At 39.9% G+C, this 19529-nt stretch carries 17 protein-coding genes; 9 read left to right on the forward strand and 8 right to left on the reverse strand.

Annotation, left to right across the window (positions count from 1 at the left end):
- Positions 1 to 94 precede the first annotated feature (94 nt).
- From atpG to U735_RS0123650, 7 genes are all read left to right on the forward strand, one after another.
- Positions 95 to 955 (forward strand): ATP synthase F1 subunit gamma, encoded by an 861-nt coding sequence (gene atpG / locus U735_RS0123620; protein WP_031446177.1) that lies wholly within the window; start codon positions 95 to 97, stop codon positions 953 to 955.
- Positions 956 to 1144: 189 nt separating this feature from the next.
- Positions 1145 to 2608: a lipopolysaccharide biosynthesis protein gene (locus U735_RS0123625; protein WP_031446178.1), complete on the forward strand. Its 1464-nt coding sequence runs from the start codon at positions 1145 to 1147 to the stop codon at positions 2606 to 2608.
- Entirely contained in the window at positions 2605 to 3039 is a 435-nt protein-coding gene (gene dut / locus U735_RS0123630; RefSeq protein ID WP_031446179.1) for a dUTP diphosphatase, read from the forward strand. The genes U735_RS0123625 and dut overlap by 4 nt, the downstream gene beginning before the upstream one ends.
- Positions 3040 to 3217: 178 nt before the next feature.
- Positions 3218 to 4150, forward strand: coding sequence for a tetratricopeptide repeat protein (locus U735_RS0123635; RefSeq protein WP_031446180.1), 933 nt, complete (start codon positions 3218 to 3220; stop codon positions 4148 to 4150).
- A 4-nt stretch (positions 4151 to 4154) separates the two neighbouring features.
- Positions 4155 to 4940, forward strand: coding sequence for a DUF4292 domain-containing protein (locus U735_RS0123640; RefSeq protein ID WP_031446181.1), 786 nt, complete (start codon positions 4155 to 4157; stop codon positions 4938 to 4940).
- Between the two features lies 1 nt (position 4941).
- The gene (locus tag U735_RS0123645) at positions 4942 to 6186 is read left to right on the forward strand and encodes a murein hydrolase activator EnvC family protein (RefSeq protein WP_031446182.1); all 1245 of its coding nucleotides are present in this window, start codon (positions 4942 to 4944) and stop codon (positions 6184 to 6186) included.
- A 12-nt stretch (positions 6187 to 6198) separates the two neighbouring features.
- On the forward strand, positions 6199 to 7035 hold the full coding sequence (locus U735_RS0123650; protein ID WP_031446183.1) for an aldo/keto reductase: 837 nt from the start codon (positions 6199 to 6201) through the stop codon (positions 7033 to 7035).
- Here U735_RS0123650 and U735_RS0123655 read toward each other — a convergent pair.
- On the reverse strand, positions 7032 to 7544 hold the full coding sequence (locus U735_RS0123655; protein ID WP_031446184.1) for an acyl-CoA thioesterase: 513 nt from the start codon (positions 7542 to 7544) through the stop codon (positions 7032 to 7034). The genes U735_RS0123650 and U735_RS0123655 overlap by 4 nt on opposite strands.
- Positions 7545 to 7601: 57 nt before the next feature.
- Entirely contained in the window at positions 7602 to 8552 is a 951-nt protein-coding gene (locus tag U735_RS0123660; protein WP_031446185.1) for an HU domain-containing protein, read from the reverse strand.
- A gap of 104 nt (positions 8553 to 8656) precedes the next feature.
- Here U735_RS0123660 and dprA point away from each other — a divergent pair, with 104 nt between their 5' ends.
- A complete protein-coding gene (gene dprA / locus U735_RS0123665; protein WP_031446186.1) occupies positions 8657 to 9760 on the forward strand; it encodes a DNA-processing protein DprA in 1104 nt (367 codons plus the stop codon).
- Between the two features lie 185 nt (positions 9761 to 9945).
- Here dprA and U735_RS0123670 read toward each other — a convergent pair whose 3' ends face one another.
- On the reverse strand, positions 9946 to 13695 hold the full coding sequence (locus U735_RS0123670; protein WP_031446187.1) for a carboxypeptidase-like regulatory domain-containing protein: 3750 nt from the start codon (positions 13693 to 13695) through the stop codon (positions 9946 to 9948).
- Positions 13696 to 13760: 65 nt separating this feature from the next.
- Positions 13761 to 14729 (reverse strand): tryptophan--tRNA ligase, encoded by a 969-nt coding sequence (trpS, locus tag U735_RS0123675; protein ID WP_031446188.1) that lies wholly within the window; start codon positions 14727 to 14729, stop codon positions 13761 to 13763.
- A 71-nt stretch (positions 14730 to 14800) separates the two neighbouring features.
- Between trpS and U735_RS0123680 the strand changes: the two genes are divergently transcribed.
- Positions 14801 to 15541, forward strand: coding sequence for a lysophospholipid acyltransferase family protein (locus tag U735_RS0123680; RefSeq protein ID WP_031446189.1), 741 nt, complete (start codon positions 14801 to 14803; stop codon positions 15539 to 15541).
- Positions 15542 to 15577: 36 nt separating this feature from the next.
- Here U735_RS0123680 and U735_RS24775 read toward each other — a convergent pair whose 3' ends face one another.
- From U735_RS24775 to recA, 4 genes are all read right to left on the reverse strand, one after another.
- Entirely contained in the window at positions 15578 to 17077 is a 1500-nt protein-coding gene (locus U735_RS24775; RefSeq protein WP_034248718.1) for a porin family protein, read from the reverse strand.
- 38 nt (positions 17078 to 17115) lie between these two features.
- The gene (locus tag U735_RS0123690) at positions 17116 to 17658 is read right to left on the reverse strand and encodes an RNA polymerase sigma factor (RefSeq protein ID WP_031446191.1); all 543 of its coding nucleotides are present in this window, start codon (positions 17656 to 17658) and stop codon (positions 17116 to 17118) included.
- 20 nt (positions 17659 to 17678) lie between these two features.
- Positions 17679 to 18155: a hypothetical protein gene (locus tag U735_RS0123695; RefSeq protein ID WP_051892317.1), complete on the reverse strand. Its 477-nt coding sequence runs from the start codon at positions 18153 to 18155 to the stop codon at positions 17679 to 17681.
- Positions 18156 to 18344: 189 nt separating this feature from the next.
- Positions 18345 to 19352 (reverse strand): recombinase RecA, encoded by a 1008-nt coding sequence (recA, locus tag U735_RS0123700; protein ID WP_031446193.1) that lies wholly within the window; start codon positions 19350 to 19352, stop codon positions 18345 to 18347.
- Positions 19353 to 19529 lie beyond the last annotated feature (177 nt).

Genomic DNA, 19529 nt, shown 5'->3' on the forward strand with positions numbered 1-19529 from the left:
TTTCTGTCCTCTTTTCAACCAAGAGGACAGAAAAAATTGAATAAATGAATGTCTAACACAGTATTCCTCTCCTTGGGGAGCTTAAGTGGAGCCTATGGCCAATTTAAAAGAAATACGTAATAGAATTGCTTCGGTATCTTCGACGATGCAGATAACCAGTGCCATGAAAATGGTATCTGCGGCTAAGTTGAAGAAGGCTCAGGATGCCATTACCGCAATGCGTCCATATTCCGATAAATTGTCGGAGCTTTTGCAAAGTCTTAGCGCTAGTTTGGATGCAGATTCCGGAAGCAAGTTTGCCGATAATCGTGAAGTAAAAAAGGTTTTGATCGTTGCCATTACATCCAACAGGGGTTTATGCGGCGCCTTCAACACGAACATCTTAAAACAAAGTGCTCTTTTGGCAAGGGAGACCTATGCTGGCAAACAGGTAGATTTTGTTGCCATAGGTAAAAAGGCTAATGATATTTTAAAGAAAAAGAACAAGGTTATTGCAAACCACAGTGCGGTTTATGATGATTTAACGTTCGATAATGTAGCTGTTATTGCCGAGGAATTGATGGATCTGTTTACCACAGGGGCATACGACAAGATTGAAATTGTATATAACAAATTCAAAAATGCCGCTACCCAAATAGTAATGACAGAGCAATTCTTGCCAATTGTTCCCGTAGAAGGTGAAGCCAATTCGGCAGCCGATTATATTTTTGAACCTTCCAAGGCCGAGATTGTGGAACAGTTGATTCCAAAATCATTAAAGACACAGTTGTATAAGGGGGTGCGTGATTCGTTTGCTAGTGAACATGGTGCCCGTATGACTGCTATGCACAAGGCAACGGACAATGCAACTGAGTTGAGAAATCAGTTGAAACTTACCTATAACAAAGCAAGACAAGCTGCCATCACCGGCGAGATCCTTGAAATTGTTGGTGGAGCTGAGGCCCTGAACAACTAGACGCTATTTAGGCGTTGAACATATAAGTTTTAAATAAAATTCCTGTCGTTATGGATAGGTTTTAAAACATAGAACCCCACAATATTGTGGGGTTTTTATATTTATGGAGTTATTTGTCGCATAAGCTAATTAACTAACTTTGCCCGCATTGATTAAATGCCTAATTTTAAAGCTAATTCATAGATTTCTTTGAATCCACTTAAAAAACTATTTAAACAGACGTTTATCTATGGCTTAGCTACGGTATTGCCCCGAATGCTATCGTTTCTTTTAACGCCCTTATATGTAACTGTTCTTCCCACAGATGGATATGGGGAGGTTTCCATTATTTTTGCTTGGTTTGCTATTTTTAATGTGCTGCTTGCATATGGCATGGAAACTGCGTTTTTTCGTTTTTACAACGATACCTCTTTAAATAAGAAAACCGTTGTTACCACTTCCTTAATTTCCATTGGGGTCTCTTCCTTTATATTCATGCTGTTAGCTTTTATGTTTAAGGGAACCATTTCATCAATAAGTGATATAGATCCCCAATTTATCACCTATGCCATATTGATCCTTGTTTTGGATGCTTTGGTAATTATTCCGTTTTCCTGGTTAAGGGCCAATGAAAAACCTATGCGCTATGCTTTGGTCAAAATTGCCAATGTGGTTATCAACTTAGGACTCAATTGTTTTTTCTTATTGATTCTTCCGATTATGGCGGAAAGTAATCCAGATTCGTTTTTAAGCGCTCTCTACAAGCCCAACTTTGAGATCTCCTACATATTCATCTCTATGTTGATAGCGAGTGGCATAACCCTCCTTTTGATGTTGCGGCTATATTTAAGAAGGCCCTACATCTTCGACAGGTTTATATGGACCAACATGATGAAATACGCTGCCCCTGTTTTAATAGCCGGTATTGCCTTTACCATCAATGAAGTATTTGATAGGATTATGTTAGATTGGCTTTTGCCAAATGATATTGCCGAGAGTGAAATCGGAAAATATTCTGCCTGCTATAAACTTACCTTGTTCATGACACTCTTTGCAACGGCTTTTAGGATGGGAATAGAACCTTTCTTTTTTAGTCACTCCAAAAGTGATAACCCCCAAAGGGCCTATGCACAGATCACCAATTATTTCGTGATCTTGGGAAGCGTTATATTACTTTCTGTTGTGGTCTATGCGGATGTCCTCAAACTATTCATTGTTCCCAATTCGGATTATTGGGAGGCCATGTCTGTGGTGCCCATAATTATTTTGGCAAGTTTTTGTCTGGGAATCTATCACAATCTATCGGTATGGTATAAGGTAACGGACCGTACAAAATTTGGGGCTTATATCTCCCTGATAGGAGCGGTATTAACGATAATTATTAATTATGCATTTATTCCCTATTTCGGATATGTGGCCTCTGCAGTGGCTACTTTGGTAGCTTATGGCTCCATGGTTATCCTTTCCTTCTTTTTTGGCAGAATGTATTACCCTATACCTTACAATCACAGAAAAATAATTTTTTATCTACTGGTTTCCATCTCATTTTCCATGCTATCTTTTTACGCTTTCAATCGTAATTTGATTATTGGCAGTATATTATTTATTATATTTTTGGGTATGGTATATAGGCTTGAAAGTGATAAGTTAAAACAAATATTTCTAAGAAAATGACTATAAAAATCATCAATAAATCTGTTCATCCCTTGCCCAACTACGAAACCTTGGCTTCTGCGGGGATGGATCTTAGGGCCAATCTAACAGAATCCATTGTATTGCAACCCATGGAAAGAACCATAGTAAAGACTGGTCTTTTTCTGGAGCTTCCAATAGGTTTTGAAGCTCAGGTGAGACCAAGAAGCGGGTTGGCGGCGAAAAAGGGAATTACTGTTCTAAATGCTCCTGGCACGGTTGATGCTGATTACAGAGGTGAAGTAGGGGTAATATTGATAAATCTTTCCACGGAGGCTTTCACAATAGAAAACGGGGAGCGTATAGCCCAATTGGTTATTGCCAAGCACGAAAGGGCAGAGTGGGACTTGGTCGAGGAGCTTTCCGAAACCTCAAGGGGCGAGGGAGGATTTGGGAGTACAGGGTTAAAATAAAACCCTGGCATAAACAGGGTGGGCTCTGGCATTATCACTAATTTTATGAAGGTTTTGGTTGTCTTTTTATTCTGCCATAAGAATCTGTTAGAATAGAAGTAATTTAGGGACAATCCAATATTGGGTCTGAAATTGCGTAGGATTTAAGGTTTATTTTCCTTTAAAAGGAATTCGTAATATGAGAAGGAGGGGCTACATTTTTATTTTCGCCTTGGGGCTAGTTTTAATCCCAGGACCTAGTTATGCCCAAGAAAATGAATTTAAGGAAGAGGAGAGTTCGGAGGTTTTTTTAGAGGAATATACCGATGAGTTTCAGGAAAAATTCTTTGAGGCATTAAAACAAAAGGGAATTGAAAACTACGATAGGGCAGTTAACCTACTCTTGGAATGTAAACGCTTGGACCCCAATAACTCGGTATTGGACCATGAACTGGCCAAGGCCTATTTGGCTTCCAAACAAGTTGTTTTGGCTCAGCAATATGGTATTTCGGCCTTGAATGCCAGGCCGGATAATCTGTGGGTGTTGAATACCTTGGTAGATATTACGCAACGCCAAGGGTTGGGTATGGATTTGATAAAGGATAAGATCCCTTATAATAATGCCAAGCTCCAAGAAAATCTTGCTTTGATCTATTTTAGACAGGAAAACTACGAAAGCGCCTTGAAAATACTTAACGGTATGAAAATTTCGGCATTTTCCAAAGATCTTTCCTCGAGAATACACAACCACATCAAGAGCAGGGAAAATACTGAAATTCAAAAGGATTCAATTATTGTGGAGGTCCAAAAAGAAAGCCCCATGGATAATTATGTAACCAATATTTCTGGCTTTTTGGAAAAGAGCGAATTTAAAAGTGCTGCATCCTTAAGTGAGGAGGCCTTGGAGAATTTCCCTGCACAGCCATATTTTTATTACACATACGGACTTAGTTTAAATAAGGTGAAGAAACATAAGGAGGCCATTGCCATATTGGAGTCTGGATTGGACTATTTATTGGACGATGCTGATCTAGCCAATAAGATGTACAAAGAATTGGTAGATGCTAACAATGCTTTGGGAAATTCTTCCAAAGCAAATATGTATCTTAGTAAATTAAAATCCGGGTCGTAAATCTATGAAATACAGTTTTAAAAGACTTCAAAAATGGGCTATTCTTGGCATTTTTGTGGTATTGGTGTTTTCGTGTAAGTCCACTAGCGTAATTAAAAGCGGTACTGTGGATGAAAATTTGACCGCAAAAGCGGTCATAAGAAACCACTATTACTCCCATTTTAATTTTAAGACCCTAAGTGGAAAGATGAGGATAGATTATTCCGACGGGGAGAGCACTCAAAGCGTTAGTGTAAGTTTTAGGATGGAAAAGGATAAGGCCATATGGTTAAGCGCGCCCTTGGGAATCGTAAAAGCCTACATTACTCCAAATAGGGTTTCGTTCTATAATAAGTTGGACAATGAGTATTTTGATGGTAATTTTTCCTATTTGAGTCAATTATTGGGAACCGACCTTAATTTTCAAAAAGTACAAAACCTTCTTTTGGGAGAACCTCTTTTCGATTTACGGGATGAAAAGTATATGGTGGATATCGCCAACAACAACTATCAGTTAAAACCAAAAAAGGCTGGGGATTTATTTAAAACATTGTTTCAAATAGAGCCTTTGAATTATAGAATGGCCACGCAACAGTTGTCGCAGCCATGGGAGAAACGATTGTTGGAAATCAACTATAAGACCTATCAAAAGGTTAATAAATGGGTCTTGCCAGGGGAGATAGATATTTTGGCCGTTGATGGGGACAATACCAATAATATTAAAGTAGAATTTAGGAATATGGAGTTCAATAGGGCATTGAATTTCCCATATAATATACCAAATGGTTTCAAAGAAATTGTATTAAATTAATATGGGAAGTAAGCACTCTTATATAGTTTATTTTCTTTTAGTTATGTTTGTTGGTATTGGCAATATTGCAATTGCTCAGACCAATGAACAGAAGGCATTGGAATCCAAGCGGGAACAACTCCAAAAGGAAATATCGGAAATTAATCGACTCTTGTTCGCGGAGAAAAAGGAGAAGGGCAATGTCTTGGAGCAGATGGAGGCCATGGATCAAAAAATAAATGTTCGCCAACAGTTGATCCGTGTTACTAACCAACAGTCCAACTTACTTAATAGGCAGATTAACACGAATGTTAGGAACATTGGAAAACTGCGTAACGATCTTGCTTTTCTTAAGGAAGAATACGGGAATATGATCCAAAAGTCCTATCAGAATAAATCCAGACAGAGTAGATTAATGTTTCTTTTGTCCTCTGAGAATTTTCTACAGGCTTTTAAGCGGTTTCAATATATGAAACAATATACCCAATACAGAAAGGAACAGGGCGAGCAAATTGTGGCCAAAACGGACGAGCTTACCCAATTGAACAAAGACCTTTCCGAACAGCGTAAGGAAAAGGACAAACTTGTGGCGGAAAATACCCAGATCAAAAATCAATTATACAAGGAAATCCAATCCCAAAAGGAATTGCTGAAGAGTATAAGGAAGAACGAAAGCAAATATGCTACGGCCATTGAAAATAAAAAGAAGGAGGCCAAACGGATCGATGAACAAATTGAAAGATTGATTCGCAGTGCTATTGCCGCCTCTAACAGAGAGGCTAGTAAGTCCAGCAGTTCAACCGCCACAAGTAGTAGTAAGTTCGTTTTGACTCCAGAGGCTACTATTGTAGCCAATAATTTCTCGGCCAATAAGGGAAAATTGATCTGGCCGGTGGAAAAGGGAATTAAAAGACAGGGTTTTGGTGTTTATAATGACGCCGTTTATCCAGGGATAAAGCACGAAAGCAATGGGGTAATCATTGCCACGGATGAGGGATCCAAGGCAAGGGCTATCTTTGAAGGGGAAGTTATCGCCATTCTGTCTGTTCCTGGGGGGAATAAGGGAGTACAGATTAAGCATGGAAATTATATAAGTACCTATTACAATCTTTCCAGAGTTTATGTAAAGAAAGGGGATAAGGTAAACACCAAGTCTGATTTGGGGGATATTTACACCAGCAAATCCAGCGGCACTACCCAATTAAAATTTTATCTTTACAAGGATACAACCCGCCTTAATCCTGAGGAATGGATATATCAACTATAAAATAATTTAAAATTGAAAAATTTAACGGATTTAAAAGGAACTTTTACGCTTCATAATGGCGTGGAGATGCCCTATTTTGGTTTAGGGGTTTATTTGTCCGAAGATGGAAAGGAAGTGACCAATGCCGTAAAATGGGCCTTGGATGATGGATATCGACATATAGACACTGCATCGGTTTACGGGAATGAAGAGGGTGTGGGCATTGGAATCAAGGAAAGCGGCGTGGACCGCAAGGACATATTTGTGGTGAGCAAGGTGTGGAATAGCGATCAGGGCTATGAAAGTACCATAAAGTCATATGAATCCAGTTTAAAGCGCTTGAATTTGGACTATTTGGACCTGTACCTAGTACATTGGCCTGTAAAGGGAAAGTATAAGGAGACTTGGCGTGCAATGGAATATTTGTACAAGCATAGGGGGGTAAGGGCTATTGGAGTAAGTAATTTTATGCAGCATCATCTCGAGGATTTACTTACTTCCTCGGAAATTGTCCCAATGGTGAACCAAATGGAATTTCACCCCTATTTGGTACAACAGGAATTGATCGATTTTTGCAATAAAAATACCATTCAGTATGAAGCCTGGTCCCCATTGATGCAGGGGCATATCTTTGAATTGGATATAATGAAGGACCTAGCGGCAAAATACAATAAGACCATTGCCCAGATTGTACTGCGCTGGGATTTGCAAAAGGGAGTTGTTACCATTCCAAAATCTGCAAAAAAGGAACGGATTAGGGCCAATGCCGATATTTTCGACTTTGAACTTACCGACGGGGATGTAAAAAAATTGGAGCAATTGGACCGTGGAAAAAGATTTGGTCCCGATCCCAATAATTTCGATTTTTAATCCATGAATAAGGCCTTGAGTTCGGTGGCATCTTTGGGCTTCATCTTGCCGGCGAGCACTAAACTTAGCTGCTTTCTACGCAGGGCGGCTTCAAAACGTTGAATCTCCAATTCGGTCTCTGGCTTTAATTCTGGAACTGTAGTAGGCTTTCCACTATCGTCCACAGCCACAAAGGTGTAGATAGCCTCATTTACCTTGGATTTCTCGCCGTTAAACCGGTCTTCCATCCAAACATCTATAAATACCTCCATGGAGGTCCTGAAGGCTCTGGAAACGGCTGCCTCAACCGTGACCACGCTTCCTACTGGAACAGCTTGGTTAAAGGCTACATGGTTTACCGAAGCAGTAACTGTTATACGTCTACTGTGGCGCCTGGCGGCAATACTGGCGGCACGGTCCATTCTGGCCAACAATTCGCCTCCAAACAAGTTGTTCAAAGGGTTGGTTTCACTTGGAAGGACCATATCGGTCATTAAGGTGCGCGATTCACTGGGCGTCTTTGGCTCCATACATTTCTTTTGGGCAAAGATACATTGCTAATATTAAGTTAAAAAGGAGAGTAAGAATTATTTTACGGAACGCAACCAAGCCTCTGGCGATTCGGACTGCTTAATTTTCCTTAAATAATTTAGGGCTTCCTTGGCATCGTCAAAACTGCCATAGGCTACCATATGCAAACCATATTGATTAACACCAAGATAGGAGGCATCGTATCCTTTTTCTTTAAGTTGAAGGACTTTCTTTTCGGCATTTTCCTGAATTCTAAAAGCTCCGGCTATAACTTGGTGCACACCACCACTTTTTTTGTTGGTGATGACATTTAGGGATACTGCAGGCAATTCCAAGGGAGCGGTATTGAAAAAGGTAGCTTCCTGGATATTTTTGGAAACTTGTTGATTAGCTTCCTGCCTAACCAATTCTTGGTCGTACATTTTCTCGTTATAAAGTCGGTAGCCAGTAAAACCTGTGGCAATGGCCAATAGTATTACCGCTGCATACTTTAAATAGGGCTTAAGGGTAGATTCTTTCCTAGCCTCAGGGGTAATCATAAATGGAATTTTCTCTTCCAGTTCAACCACTTCCTCCTTTAAAACTTCCCTAGAAATTGGGGTAGACACAAATGTGGACAATCCAAAGGACGAGGTAAGATAATTTACTTGGTACGAAGGCTGAAACTGGGTTTTTCCTTCTTTGTTCAACCATAACTCACCTATGTTGGGAAGATTCAATCTATTTCCTTCCTTAAGAAGTTTTTTCCACTTAAGGGACACGGCGGCTATTTGCTTTTGCATGTCCTCATAGGACATTTTTTCTGCATCGGCCATGTAGGAAACCAACAGTCCGTCATTGGAAGTCAGTTGTTCGTTAAAAGATATTACTTTTGAAGGAGGGTAGAACGAATTCGATGCATCATTGATAACGGCAGATTTAAGCTGTGTCAAAAAAGCACCAAATTCCGGCACCATTACACAATTGTATCTATAAAGCAGCTCCGCTATGTAATGTTCGGTTCCCATAGGGACAAAGATTATAAAAAATACACAAGTTCAAAACTCTTCACATAACTTTTTATTAACATTATAATTTATGTATTTTGTGAACAACTAAGCCGGTTCCATAAATGACTAGAGATGAAATAATTGCTATTCTTCGTTTGCAGAACGTTCCGAATATTGGCGACGTTACCGCAAAAAAATTAATATCCAGTTGTGGGAGTCCTTCGGCCATTTTTGAGGAAAAAATGACTCGTTTGAAAAAGTTGGATGGTATTGGTTACGGAATCTTAAAAGGACTTATGGATCGGGAGCATTTGGAGGCCGCTGAATTGGAATATGAGTTTATTAGGAGTCAGGAAATAAACCTTCATTATTTTATGGAGGACGGTTATCCCGCTTATTTAAAACATTGTATAGATAGTCCTATTTTACTTTTCAGTCAGGGGAACATAGATTTGAACCGCAGGAGGATCATAAGTATTGTTGGTACCAGAAATATTACCAGTTATGGCACTTCATTTTGCGAGCAATTAATAGAGGACTTGGCACCATTGGATCCAATTATTGTTAGTGGGTTTGCCTACGGGGTGGATATTTGTGTACAGAGGGCAGCCGTGAAACATGGTTTACAAACTATTGGATGCCTGGCCCATGGGTTGAATCAGATTTATCCAAAAATACATGAAAAATATGTGCCCGATATAAATAAAAATGGTGGTTTTTTCACTGAATTTTGGAGCACGAGTCAACCGGATAGGGAAAATTTTTTAAAGCGAAATCGGATTATTGCTGGTATGGGCGAAGCTACTATTGTAGTGGAATCTGCTGAAAAAGGGGGTAGTCTGGTTACCGCAGATATAGCCAACAGTTATAATCGAGATGTTTTTGCCGTACCTGGAAGAACCCAGGATAAGTACAGCAGTGGATGCAATAACCTCATTAAACATCAGAAAGCACAAATGCTTACCTCGGCCGCCGACTTGATCTATATGATGGGCTGGGAATTGGAAGAAAAGGAGCCCGTTTCCATTCAAAAGCAACTATTTGTAGATTTGGACGATACCGAGAAGGAAATCTATGATTATTTGCAGCAGGGGGGGAAACAAATGTTGGACCTTATTGCATTGGACTGTAAGTTGCCCATATTTAAGGTTTCCTCTACCCTCTTGAATATGGAAATGAAGGGAGTAGTGAGGCCACTTCCAGGTAAATTGTTCGAGGCTATCTAAATAATGACAGACCTGTTATTTTCTTTATTCAAAAATTAGCGCTGGAATTAGGGGAATGTGGTCGCTTATCGATAAAAGGCCACTGCAAATCCTTGATTTTGAACCATGGACCTAAACCATGAAGAGCCCAAACCGACTGGATGGTATATTGATGTAATAAAAGCGCTAAGGACAGTCTTTGTGAATCAATCGTCCGTACCAAAGATTTGTAGATATTTTCCAGGGGTTCCATAAGGGGATAATCCTACAATATCCACCTGAATTTGTTTGGCACTATCCGAATTATAAAATTGAAGTCGCGCATTTCCATTTTTGTCCGTTTTAAAGGAAGGATTCCAATAAAGTGTTGCGCGGTGATCCGGACCACTGTTTTCATCGGATACTACATTGTATTTAGGGGAATAGAACACTCGTTCGGGTGCATGGCCCATAACGGTAAAATCCGGTGATATTGCTGGGGCTATAAATTTACTTCCACCTCTTTTGGTATAGATAAGAATAACCCCATTGGCCCCACGGGAGCCGTATATGGCCGCAGATGGACCTTTTAATATTTCCACTCTTTCTACGGAATAGGTATCCATTGTGGCAATGTAGGTAGGTACGGGGCTTGGGGCCATGGATTGTTCCATGGATAAAGAAATGGCTGTGGGTGCAACGCTTGCCGCACCTTGGTCAGTAGAAGATCCTTGCCTTTGGGAGGCACGGGCCAGGGATGATGGCGAAGGATTATCATTATTGACAGGCATTCCATTAAGCACCCACAATGGCGTACCTCCATTCCTGATACTTACTGTATTGCCATTTACGGTGACGCCACTAAACCTTCTTACCAAATCAAGAACAGTTTGGGCGGATTGGTGATCTTCCATGTACAAGGTAGCATCAGGGGTCTGTCCGTACACGGAAGGAGAGGCGTTTCTGGATTTTTCAACCCTTTTTTCGGTAACTATTACTTCATCAAGTTTTGTGGTATTCCTTAGGTCTAAGGCTGGATCCAAATTTCTTTGGGGGTACCTAAAACCATTATAACTCTCGGCCTTTGAATTCGAGTTTTTAAATCTAGGAGGCGGAAGTACCGTTTGCCGTTTGTCCAAAATAATTTTTACATCAGTTGGTTTGTCCGAGGCGTCAAAGGCATTAAATGCAATATTGGTCGAGTCCTTAAAGTTAAAATCTGGAATGCTAAAACTTCCATCCAATGCCGTCCTTGTGGACAGCATGCCTAATTGCTCCCCGGATTTGGCAATTACGGTCATGGGAGTATTACCTAAGGGTTTATTGTTTAGACTCGTGGCCCTTCCTGAAATGGAAAGCCCTTTAACAAAATTGAAATCTTTGGGGGAATCCGTAACAGCATCATTATCTGACCAGGGGATTTTTCTCCATCCATGGGTAAGCATAACCAAATCCAGGGCGTGTAAGGTTGCTTTTTTCTGATTTCGAAAAAGTAGCCCAGGCTCGGTAATATTTCCTTTAAGATCGGACTGTAACAATAAGTGCGCGATAATATTGGCATCGTCCAGATTCTTTAAGCCTTGTTTTGTGTCCGTGGCCGCCATGGACAGTTCAGCTGACACAGGTCTGCCATCTGTATCTGTTACATGCACATCTACCGTAATTTCACTTCTGTCCTTTAATTTTTTAGGGTCCATTTTTGCGGTAATAACCAGTTCATCTTGATTATTGATGAATGCGATACGCTCGCACCATGCTTTTTTTTGGGCATCAAAGAGGGTGAGGGTCATAATTCCACTGGGCAGTTTACTTTTTGGAATCTCAAAATTCACAACAGGCTGGCCTTCAAAGTCAAATTTGCCTTGGTAATATTTTTTATTGTTTATATGCCCGATTACATAAAAAGACCTTTCACTAAATGTTTCGGTAGCCTGGATTTTTACCTGAATGCTTTTAGGGTTAACGTTATAGACGGTAATGGCATACCCTTCATTCATAACTTTTGGGAAGGGATATATGGAACCGTCGCTAAGGATTACTGAATACTGTTCGCCGCCCAAGGGCTTAAGGGTGAAAAATCCAGACCCTCTATCTATCGTAGCCAGAGTGGCAATAAAATTTCCTTTTGAATCGACCAATTGTCCTTTTATATTTCTCTCGAGTCCATCCTTGCCAATAGCTTTAAATGCAACTTGGCCCACCAAATTGGCCACCAAGTGCCCTCCTTCAGGGAAGAACTGTAAATCAATTTTATCTTCTTTTGGGGTAGCTGCAATAGGGGTACTGTTTTTATTAAGAACCTTTATGCCCTTGGTGTAAAAGAAATCCTGATCAAAATTTCGCATCCAATTGGTATAGGACCGCAACTGATAATTATCGGAAGGAAGGTTTGGGGGCAAATCAATGGAACCTATGGCCTTGCCATTTACAATTTCATGGGTTTGTGATAACACTATTTCATTTTTTGGATCAATTAGATCCACATGAAGCACCCTACTGCCTAAGGAAAAATGGTGATACGGGCCCAAAACCGTATATGCGGTGTACCACAGGGTTTCGCCAGATACCATTATTTCTTTGTCCATATGCAAATAGACTTTTTCAATGGGGTTGTAATTATTATATCGGTTCATCCAGGTCGACAAATCCTTTATAAATACGTCATTGGTCAAATCGGATTGAATCAATGCCACTTGATCTTTGCTATTTAGGAAGATGGATCCAAATGCACCGACTTTTGCGAAGGAGGCAATTACCTCTTCCTCTACAGGGGTCCTTTTTACAATTGGATTGTCTATCCAAAATTTTTCATCATATCCTATTTCGTCAAGTTTTTGCCAGTCACTTTTATTTTTCCCGAATTGTCCACCTAATTTTTTCCTAGAAGTAGGAGTGTAATGTTCAAAAAAAGTAAGGTTCGAGGAAGAATTGGTATGAAATTCGAATTTGTCATTTACATAGTAGTCAAATTCTTGGTTTATATTAATATAATCTATGGAAACATTGCTCTCATTTTCCTTCTTATATGCTATTTCAAAAGAGATATTATAGTCTTTCCATGCATTGTTGTTATTTTTCATGAGTTGCACAAATTTTAAATCGTCATGGGAAAGACTGCCGATAATCTTTAGGATATCGTAAGTATTAACGTTGATGTACACCTCTGACTCGAAGGTTGGGGTTTTGTTGGTTTTTATGGGCTGGAGCTTTAATACTGCAATTTTATCATTGCCGGATTGTATGTATTCAACTAGGTAGATATCATAAAAGACTTCCAAAGCAGGATGCATAGGAAAAATAACTTCTTCCGTGTTGGGTTGAAATGGAGAAATCAATCGGGTTAAAAGGGTGTAGTTTCTATTATGCAGGCCTCCGGGCTGTAGCGCATATCTACCTTCAATTATATCCCAATCTTCTATACCTAATGCATTATAACGTACGTCATAAATAATTTCGGAAAACTCGGAATACTGATCTCCATTTCTCGATTTTTGTCGGTAAAAGGCCCTACCGTAATTGGATTTAGAAGATTGGCTATTCGCTTTTTGAAATGCTTTTTTAGCCAATTCCATGGCATAAGGCTCTTTCTTGGATGCCATTACAGTGACCTCTTCAAGTATATTGGTCAAAGGAGTTAGTTCAACTACTAGGTTGCCAGGTTGTGCAATTTCGAGGGTAAATTTATTGTAGTTTATATGGGAAAATATAATTGTGGCGGGCAACGAATCCAATTGTACAACAAACTCTCCCAATTCATTACTTGCGGTTCCCCAAGGAGAGCTTGCAATTCCAATATTGCAAAAGGGTATGGCTTCTCCCGTGGCTTTATCTATGACCTTTCCGTTTATTTTAAACTGTTGGAAAATGTTCGGGCTTACCTTGGCCACTACCCCGGAATAACTTTTGGGAGTACCAAATAGTACAATAGAATATAGACAAACAGTGGATAATAGAATATAATGGGTAATCCGTGCCATTGCTTCCTTTATAGGAGCATTAAGTTACGAACTAAAAATTAAAATGGACAAGAGTTGCCCAAAAATCAATACCCCACCTTCATCCTTACTCTTTCCAGAACCCCATCGGCCACTATTTTGGCTTTTTTGGCGCCAAAAGCCAAGGCTTCATCCAGTTCGTTTAGATTATTCATATAATAATCGAACTTTTCCCTAGCTTCGCCAAAGCGTTCCAAGACCACTTCGTATAGCGCTTGTTTGGCATGCCCGTAGCCATAGTTGCCGTTTATATAATTGGTCCGCATTTCGGCAACTTGATTTTCTGTAGCAAGAATTTTGTACAGTGCAAACACATTATCCGTATCTGGATCTTTAGAGGCTTCCATAGGGGTACTGTCCGTTTGTATACCCATAATCTGTTTGCGCAATTGTTTGTCGGTTTGAAAAAGACTTATCAAATTCCCCTTGCTTTTGCTCATTTTGGAGCCATCGGTACCCGGGATATACATGGTCTCTTCCTGTACCTTTCCTTCAGGTATTACAAAAGTTTCTCCCAATTGGGCGTGGAACCTTGAGGCTACGTCCCGCGTCATTTCCAAATGCTGCAATTGATCCTTGCCTACAGGGACTATCTCTGCATCGTATAGAAGTATATCCGCAGCCATTAGCATGGGATAAAAGAACAAACCGGCATTTACGTCGTCCAATCTGTCCGCCTTGTCCTTAAAAGAGTGTGCTAGGGTTAGTCTTTGGTATGGAAAAAAACAGCTGAGGTACCAAGCCAGTTCTGCGGTCTGGGGGATATCACTCTGGCGATAAAAGGCGGTTTTATTAATGTCCAAGCCAAATGCCAACCAGGTAGCCGCAACAGCATAAGTGTTGTTTCGTAATAGCTCTCCATTCTTAATTTGAGTTAATGAGTGCATATCCGCAATAAAGAGAAAGGAATCGTTTGCTGGATTGTTTGCCATTTCTATCGCTGGGATGATCGCTCCCAAAATATTCCCTAGATGAGGGGTTCCTGTACTTTGTATACCGGTTAAGATTCTTGCCATTATTTTACTTTCAAAGAAGGCAAAGGTAAAAGAAATTCTAAAGAAGGACTAAAATTATTACTTTTGACCGCATGTTATCATTCCTAAAAAAAATAGGCCATACGCTCTACCGGATTTGGTTCTATTTTTTAGTGTTTTTGCCCATTTTAATAATGTTACCTTTTTTGGTGATTTTTACACTTTCCGAAAGGACTTACCCACAGTTTTTTTGGATGGCCCGAAATATTTGGGCCAATACTATTCTTTATGGCATGGGGTGTTTTCCGGTAATTGAGTGGGAGCAAAGGCTTAAAAAGGGTGAAAGCTATATGTTGGTCTCTAATCACACCAGTATGCTGGATATTATGTTGATGTTAAAAGTCAGTAAAAATCCTTTTGTTTTTATCGGGAAGAAAGAATTGGTGAATATTCCTTTATTCGGGTTCTTCTATAAAAGGGTATGTATTTTGGTGGATAGGGAGAGCGCTAAAAGCAGGACAGCGGTATACAGAAGGGCACAAAAAAGATTACAACAAGGCTTGAGTATATGTATTTTTCCGGAGGGCGGCGTACCCGATGAACATATTGTTTTGGACGACTTTAAGGACGGGGCATTTAAAATGGCCATTGCGCATAAAATTCCTCTAGTGCCCATGACATTTTATGACAATAAAAAGCGATTTTCCTTTACTTTTTTTAGTGGCCGTCCAGGGAGGTTACGCGTTAGGGTACATAAATTTTTTGCAACTCATAATCTTAAAGAAACAGATAAGATTGAGCTTCGGGAATCTGTAAGAGCGGTAATACTGAACGATCTAGAGCATTCCGATTAGGCTAACAATTCCCGTCAGCCAATCCATTATTTAGATTTAAAACTTGAACGTGAACCCGCTGTAAACCCCCAACGAATAGGGGTTAAAATTGCCCGATGTGTTCGAAAAGGTGTTCAGTTGATATTTAAAAACCGGCTCAACATTAAATTTAAGCTTAGGCGTAAACTTGTAATCCAGTCCAAGACCAAGGTTGGTGCTAAAATTAACGGAATTGATATTATTGGCTTCCCCAAACTCTGTAGTCTGTCCGCTGGATTCCAACACCACGGAATTATCCGTAAGAAATAGGGAACTTACCCCACCTATAATGTTGACGCCAAATTTACGGTTCAAGAGCGCATAGTTTAGTTCAAGAGGTACCTCCAAATACCCCATTTGTTGCCCCATTGTTCCTAAGCGGGTAGGGTTTTTGCCAGTTACATCCATAGCGAATACAGATCCGGGTTTGGGAATTACATTTTCGTTATTCGGATTATTCAAAATGATGGATTGGGAGTCATTGGAATAATCAATATTGCTTATTTGGTTACCCGTAGAAGCGTTAAAGGAGGATGTAAAGGAGACGTCGTTGGTATCATAACCATAATCTACCTTATGGATACCGGAGCGCAGGCTTAGTTTTTTGGAAATTTCGTAAGCTACCGTAATACCGTAACTCATGGTTACACTTCCTGTTTTGCTATTGGAGGCTAGAATGGAATTGATTGGGGATCCTTCACCCATACCGTTAAAGTAAACTGGAGCAATACTGGGACCTGCAGACCACTTTCCATTCTGGGTTTGCTTAACTTCAACGACCTCATTTTCTTCAATGGCCTCTAAAATGGATTTTTTATTTGATGGAAGGTCTTCAGAGATGACTTCAGGAGTTTTTTCAATGGGCTTGTTTGCGTTATTGTTTTCTTGATGTACAATGGCTTCCTCAGCAGGAATAGGCAACTCCTTAGAGGGTAATGTGTCCTCTTTTGGTTTTGGATATACGGAATTGGCCGGGTCTTGGCCAGCATTATTATCAATACTCTTAGTGCCCGATGCATTTGTTACCAATTCCTTGGATGCCGTGTGGGTTGGAATAGCGTTCTTTTGTCCTTTACCTGAGTTATCTTGTTTTGGGTTACCTTCTGCAGCTATGCTTCCCTTGTTGGGCAGGGGATCTGTAATTTTGTCCCTGGCCGTTTGGTCTGAGGCTTCAATTTTATTTTCGTCTAGTGTTTTCCCTTCATTACCGGTTATGCTGGTGGCTTCAATGGAAGATTCCTGTAAAATATTATCGTCCTTGGTACTTGGGGTATTATTTTCTACATCCGTAATAACCGGTGTTGCCGATTCGGAAGTGGAAAAAGGATCGATCGCAAAGAATAGGATGGCAAGTATTGCTGCCGCTCCTCCTACTTTCCACCAAAGGGGAATAAGCTTGCGGGATCGTTTCTTATTATCCAAGGAAGTGGCTATGGAATTCCATACTTTTTCGTCTGGAATTTCTTGGAAGTTGGCCAACTTCTCTTGAAATAATTTGTCTAAATTATTTTCACTCATGTTTTCAATTGTTCAGCAGGGATTATAATCCGGAGGGGTTACCCTTCCATTATAATTCCAGCTTTATTTGCCTCAATTTTTTCTTTTAATATCATTCTTGCTCTGGCAAGATTGGATTTGGAAGTCCCTAGGGACGTTCCCAACATTTCACTGATCTCTTTGTGGCTATAGCCATCCAACACATAAAGGTTGAAGGTTAAGCGGTATTTATTGGGAAGCTCTTGCACATAACTTAGCAAGGTGGCCAAATCCAGGTTTAAATAGCCCGAATCTTCTGGCATTTCATCCTCTATATTATCTGTGACCAGTGTTAAGGTCTCCTCTTTCCTATATTTTTGAAGTACTGTATTTACAGTAATGCGCTTTATCCAGCCTTCAAAAGAACCTTGGTGTTTAAACTGCTCAATTTTGCTGTAGATGGTCATAAAACTATCATGCAGATTGTCTTCGGCCTCCGTTTTATTGCGCGAGTATTTGAGACAAATTCCGAACAGTATCCGGGAATAGTCCCGGTATAACTGTTCTTGCGCTTGTCTGTTCCCCTTTTTGCAATTATTTATGAGCTCAACCAGGTTACTCAAAATATGGATTGGGTTATTTACTAATTCTTTAAGTTGGATGTGCCCATATCACTTTCGGGCGCTAATATAGCCGAACTATCTTCGTTGACAGGCACAGTAATTTCCAAATATGTTGGTTCTCCATTTGCATCCTCACCTGTCCAATATCTAAATAAATAGGGCTCATCATATAGGACCTCAAAGTTAAATGTTGCCACTAAGTCCTCACCGCTACCGGTACATTCTTCCTCGTCATCTTCAATAACAGTACCAATAGTAACTACCTTTCTAGTAGTTAAATCTTCTTTCACTACATCAAAACCTTCGAAAAAGGTACAATTATTCGGCCTAAAGTAAGTAACTTTTATTTTATAGATTTCACCATAATCAAATGACTCCGGCATTTCTACAGATTTTACCTGTAAAGCTTCAAAATGATAGTTAACATCGTCATCTATGTCACAAGATGTTAAAAGTGTAAAAGAGGCAACAAGCAGCAAAAAGAATACTCGTTTCATGTTCTTAATATTTAAGTTGTTTTATTATGGTTTTGGAAACCTTTTTTTCCTAAGAAATATGAATGGACATATTTTAATTTTTAGGGGCAAGTCGGTTTCATAACAATTGCTTTTGTTATTAAGATGTAAACGGGAAATAAAGGTTGCGTGGAGAAATAAAAAATCCCGATTTAATCGGGATTTTAAGGTTTATGACTTTACTGTTTTGATGGCTTCTTTAATTTTGCCTTCCAGTTCTTCGAGTAGTTCCGGATTGTCCAGTAGTAAACTTTTAACAGCATCCCTACCTTGGCCCAGCTTGGTATCGCCGTAACTAAACCAGGATCCACTTTTTTTAATAATTTCAAATTCAACACCCAGGTCGATTATCTCCCCTACTTTGGAAATACCTTCCCCGTACATAATATCGAATTCGGCGGTCCTGAATGGAGGGGCAACCTTGTTCTTCACCACTTTTACACGTGTCTTGTTTCCTTGTACGTCACCGTCGGTATCCTTAATTTGGGTAGATCTTCTTATATCCAAACGTACGGAAGCATAAAATTTAAGGGCGTTACCTCCTGTGGTTGTTTCCGGATTTCCGAACATTACCCCAATTTTTTCACGCAATTGGTTAATGAAGATTACTGTACAATTTGTTTTGCTGATAGAACCGGTAAGTTTTCGTAACGCTTGCGACATTAATCGGGCATGAAGCCCCATTTTTGAGTCGCCCATTTCGCCTTCAATTTCACTTTTTGGGGTCAGTGCGGCAACAGAGTCGATAACTACGATATCGATGGCACCGGAGCGTATTAGATTATCGGCAATTTCTAAAGCTTGTTCCCCGTGATCGGGCTGGGAAATGATAAGGTTATCAATATCCACCCCTAGTTTTTGGGCATAAAAACGGTCGAAGGCATGTTCCGCATCAATAAAAGCTGCGATACCTCCATTTTTTTGGGCTTCAGCCATGGCGTGCAGTGTAAGAGTGGTTTTACCGGAAGATTCAGGTCCGTAAATTTCAATTACCCTTCCTCGTGGATAACCTCCAACACCTAGTGCTACATCCAATCCCAAAGAACCCGAAGATATCACTTCTACGTCCTGTACTACACTATCTCCCATTTTCATTACGGCACCCTTGCCGTAAGTTTTATCCAATTTATCCAGGGTTAGTTTAAGTGCTTTTAATTTTGCGTCTTTTTCGGAACTCATTTTCATATCTTATTAGGGAGGCTAAAATACCAATTCTTTTTGCATAAAACCACCTATGGCAAGGATTTTATATGAAGAAATTAGTACATTATTTTATTATAATTAAAATTTTTTCTTGGCCCCACTTCTTTTGAAATGCCCTAATTTACAAGGGTTAATGGGCTGAGCCGCTACAAA

This window comes from Arenibacter algicola, from assembly GCF_000733925.1.
In the GTDB taxonomy this organism is placed as follows: domain Bacteria; phylum Bacteroidota; class Bacteroidia; order Flavobacteriales; family Flavobacteriaceae; genus Arenibacter; species Arenibacter algicola.

What these genes read in the sequence shown, in the direction of transcription:
- U735_RS0123660 (WP_031446185.1), bottom strand. Translation starts at nt 8,552, where the DNA reads ATGGGAACCGAACATTACATAGCGGAGCTGCTTTATAGATACAATTGT.
- U735_RS24775 (WP_034248718.1), bottom strand. Translation starts at nt 17,077, where the DNA reads ATGAGTGAAAATAATTTAGACAAATTATTTCAAGAGAAGTTGGCCAAC.
- U735_RS0123640 (WP_031446181.1), top strand. Translation starts at nt 4,155, where the DNA reads ATGAAATACAGTTTTAAAAGACTTCAAAAATGGGCTATTCTTGGCATT.
- recA (WP_031446193.1), bottom strand. Translation starts at nt 19,352, where the DNA reads ATGAGTTCCGAAAAAGACGCAAAATTAAAAGCACTTAAACTAACCCTG.
- dut (WP_031446179.1), top strand. Translation starts at nt 2,605, where the DNA reads ATGACTATAAAAATCATCAATAAATCTGTTCATCCCTTGCCCAACTAC.
- U735_RS0123670 (WP_031446187.1), bottom strand. Translation starts at nt 13,695, where the DNA reads ATGGCACGGATTACCCATTATATTCTATTATCCACTGTTTGTCTATAT.
- U735_RS0123655 (WP_031446184.1), bottom strand. Translation starts at nt 7,544, where the DNA reads ATGGAGCCAAAGACGCCCAGTGAATCGCGCACCTTAATGACCGATATG.
- trpS (WP_031446188.1), bottom strand. Translation starts at nt 14,729, where the DNA reads ATGGCAAGAATCTTAACCGGTATACAAAGTACAGGAACCCCTCATCTA.
- atpG (WP_031446177.1), top strand. Translation starts at nt 95, where the DNA reads ATGGCCAATTTAAAAGAAATACGTAATAGAATTGCTTCGGTATCTTCG.
- U735_RS0123695 (WP_051892317.1), bottom strand. Translation starts at nt 18,155, where the DNA reads ATGAAACGAGTATTCTTTTTGCTGCTTGTTGCCTCTTTTACACTTTTA.
- dprA (WP_031446186.1), top strand. Translation starts at nt 8,657, where the DNA reads ATGACTAGAGATGAAATAATTGCTATTCTTCGTTTGCAGAACGTTCCG.
- U735_RS0123680 (WP_031446189.1), top strand. Translation starts at nt 14,801, where the DNA reads ATGTTATCATTCCTAAAAAAAATAGGCCATACGCTCTACCGGATTTGG.
- U735_RS0123635 (WP_031446180.1), top strand. Translation starts at nt 3,218, where the DNA reads ATGAGAAGGAGGGGCTACATTTTTATTTTCGCCTTGGGGCTAGTTTTA.
- U735_RS0123645 (WP_031446182.1), top strand. Translation starts at nt 4,942, where the DNA reads ATGGGAAGTAAGCACTCTTATATAGTTTATTTTCTTTTAGTTATGTTT.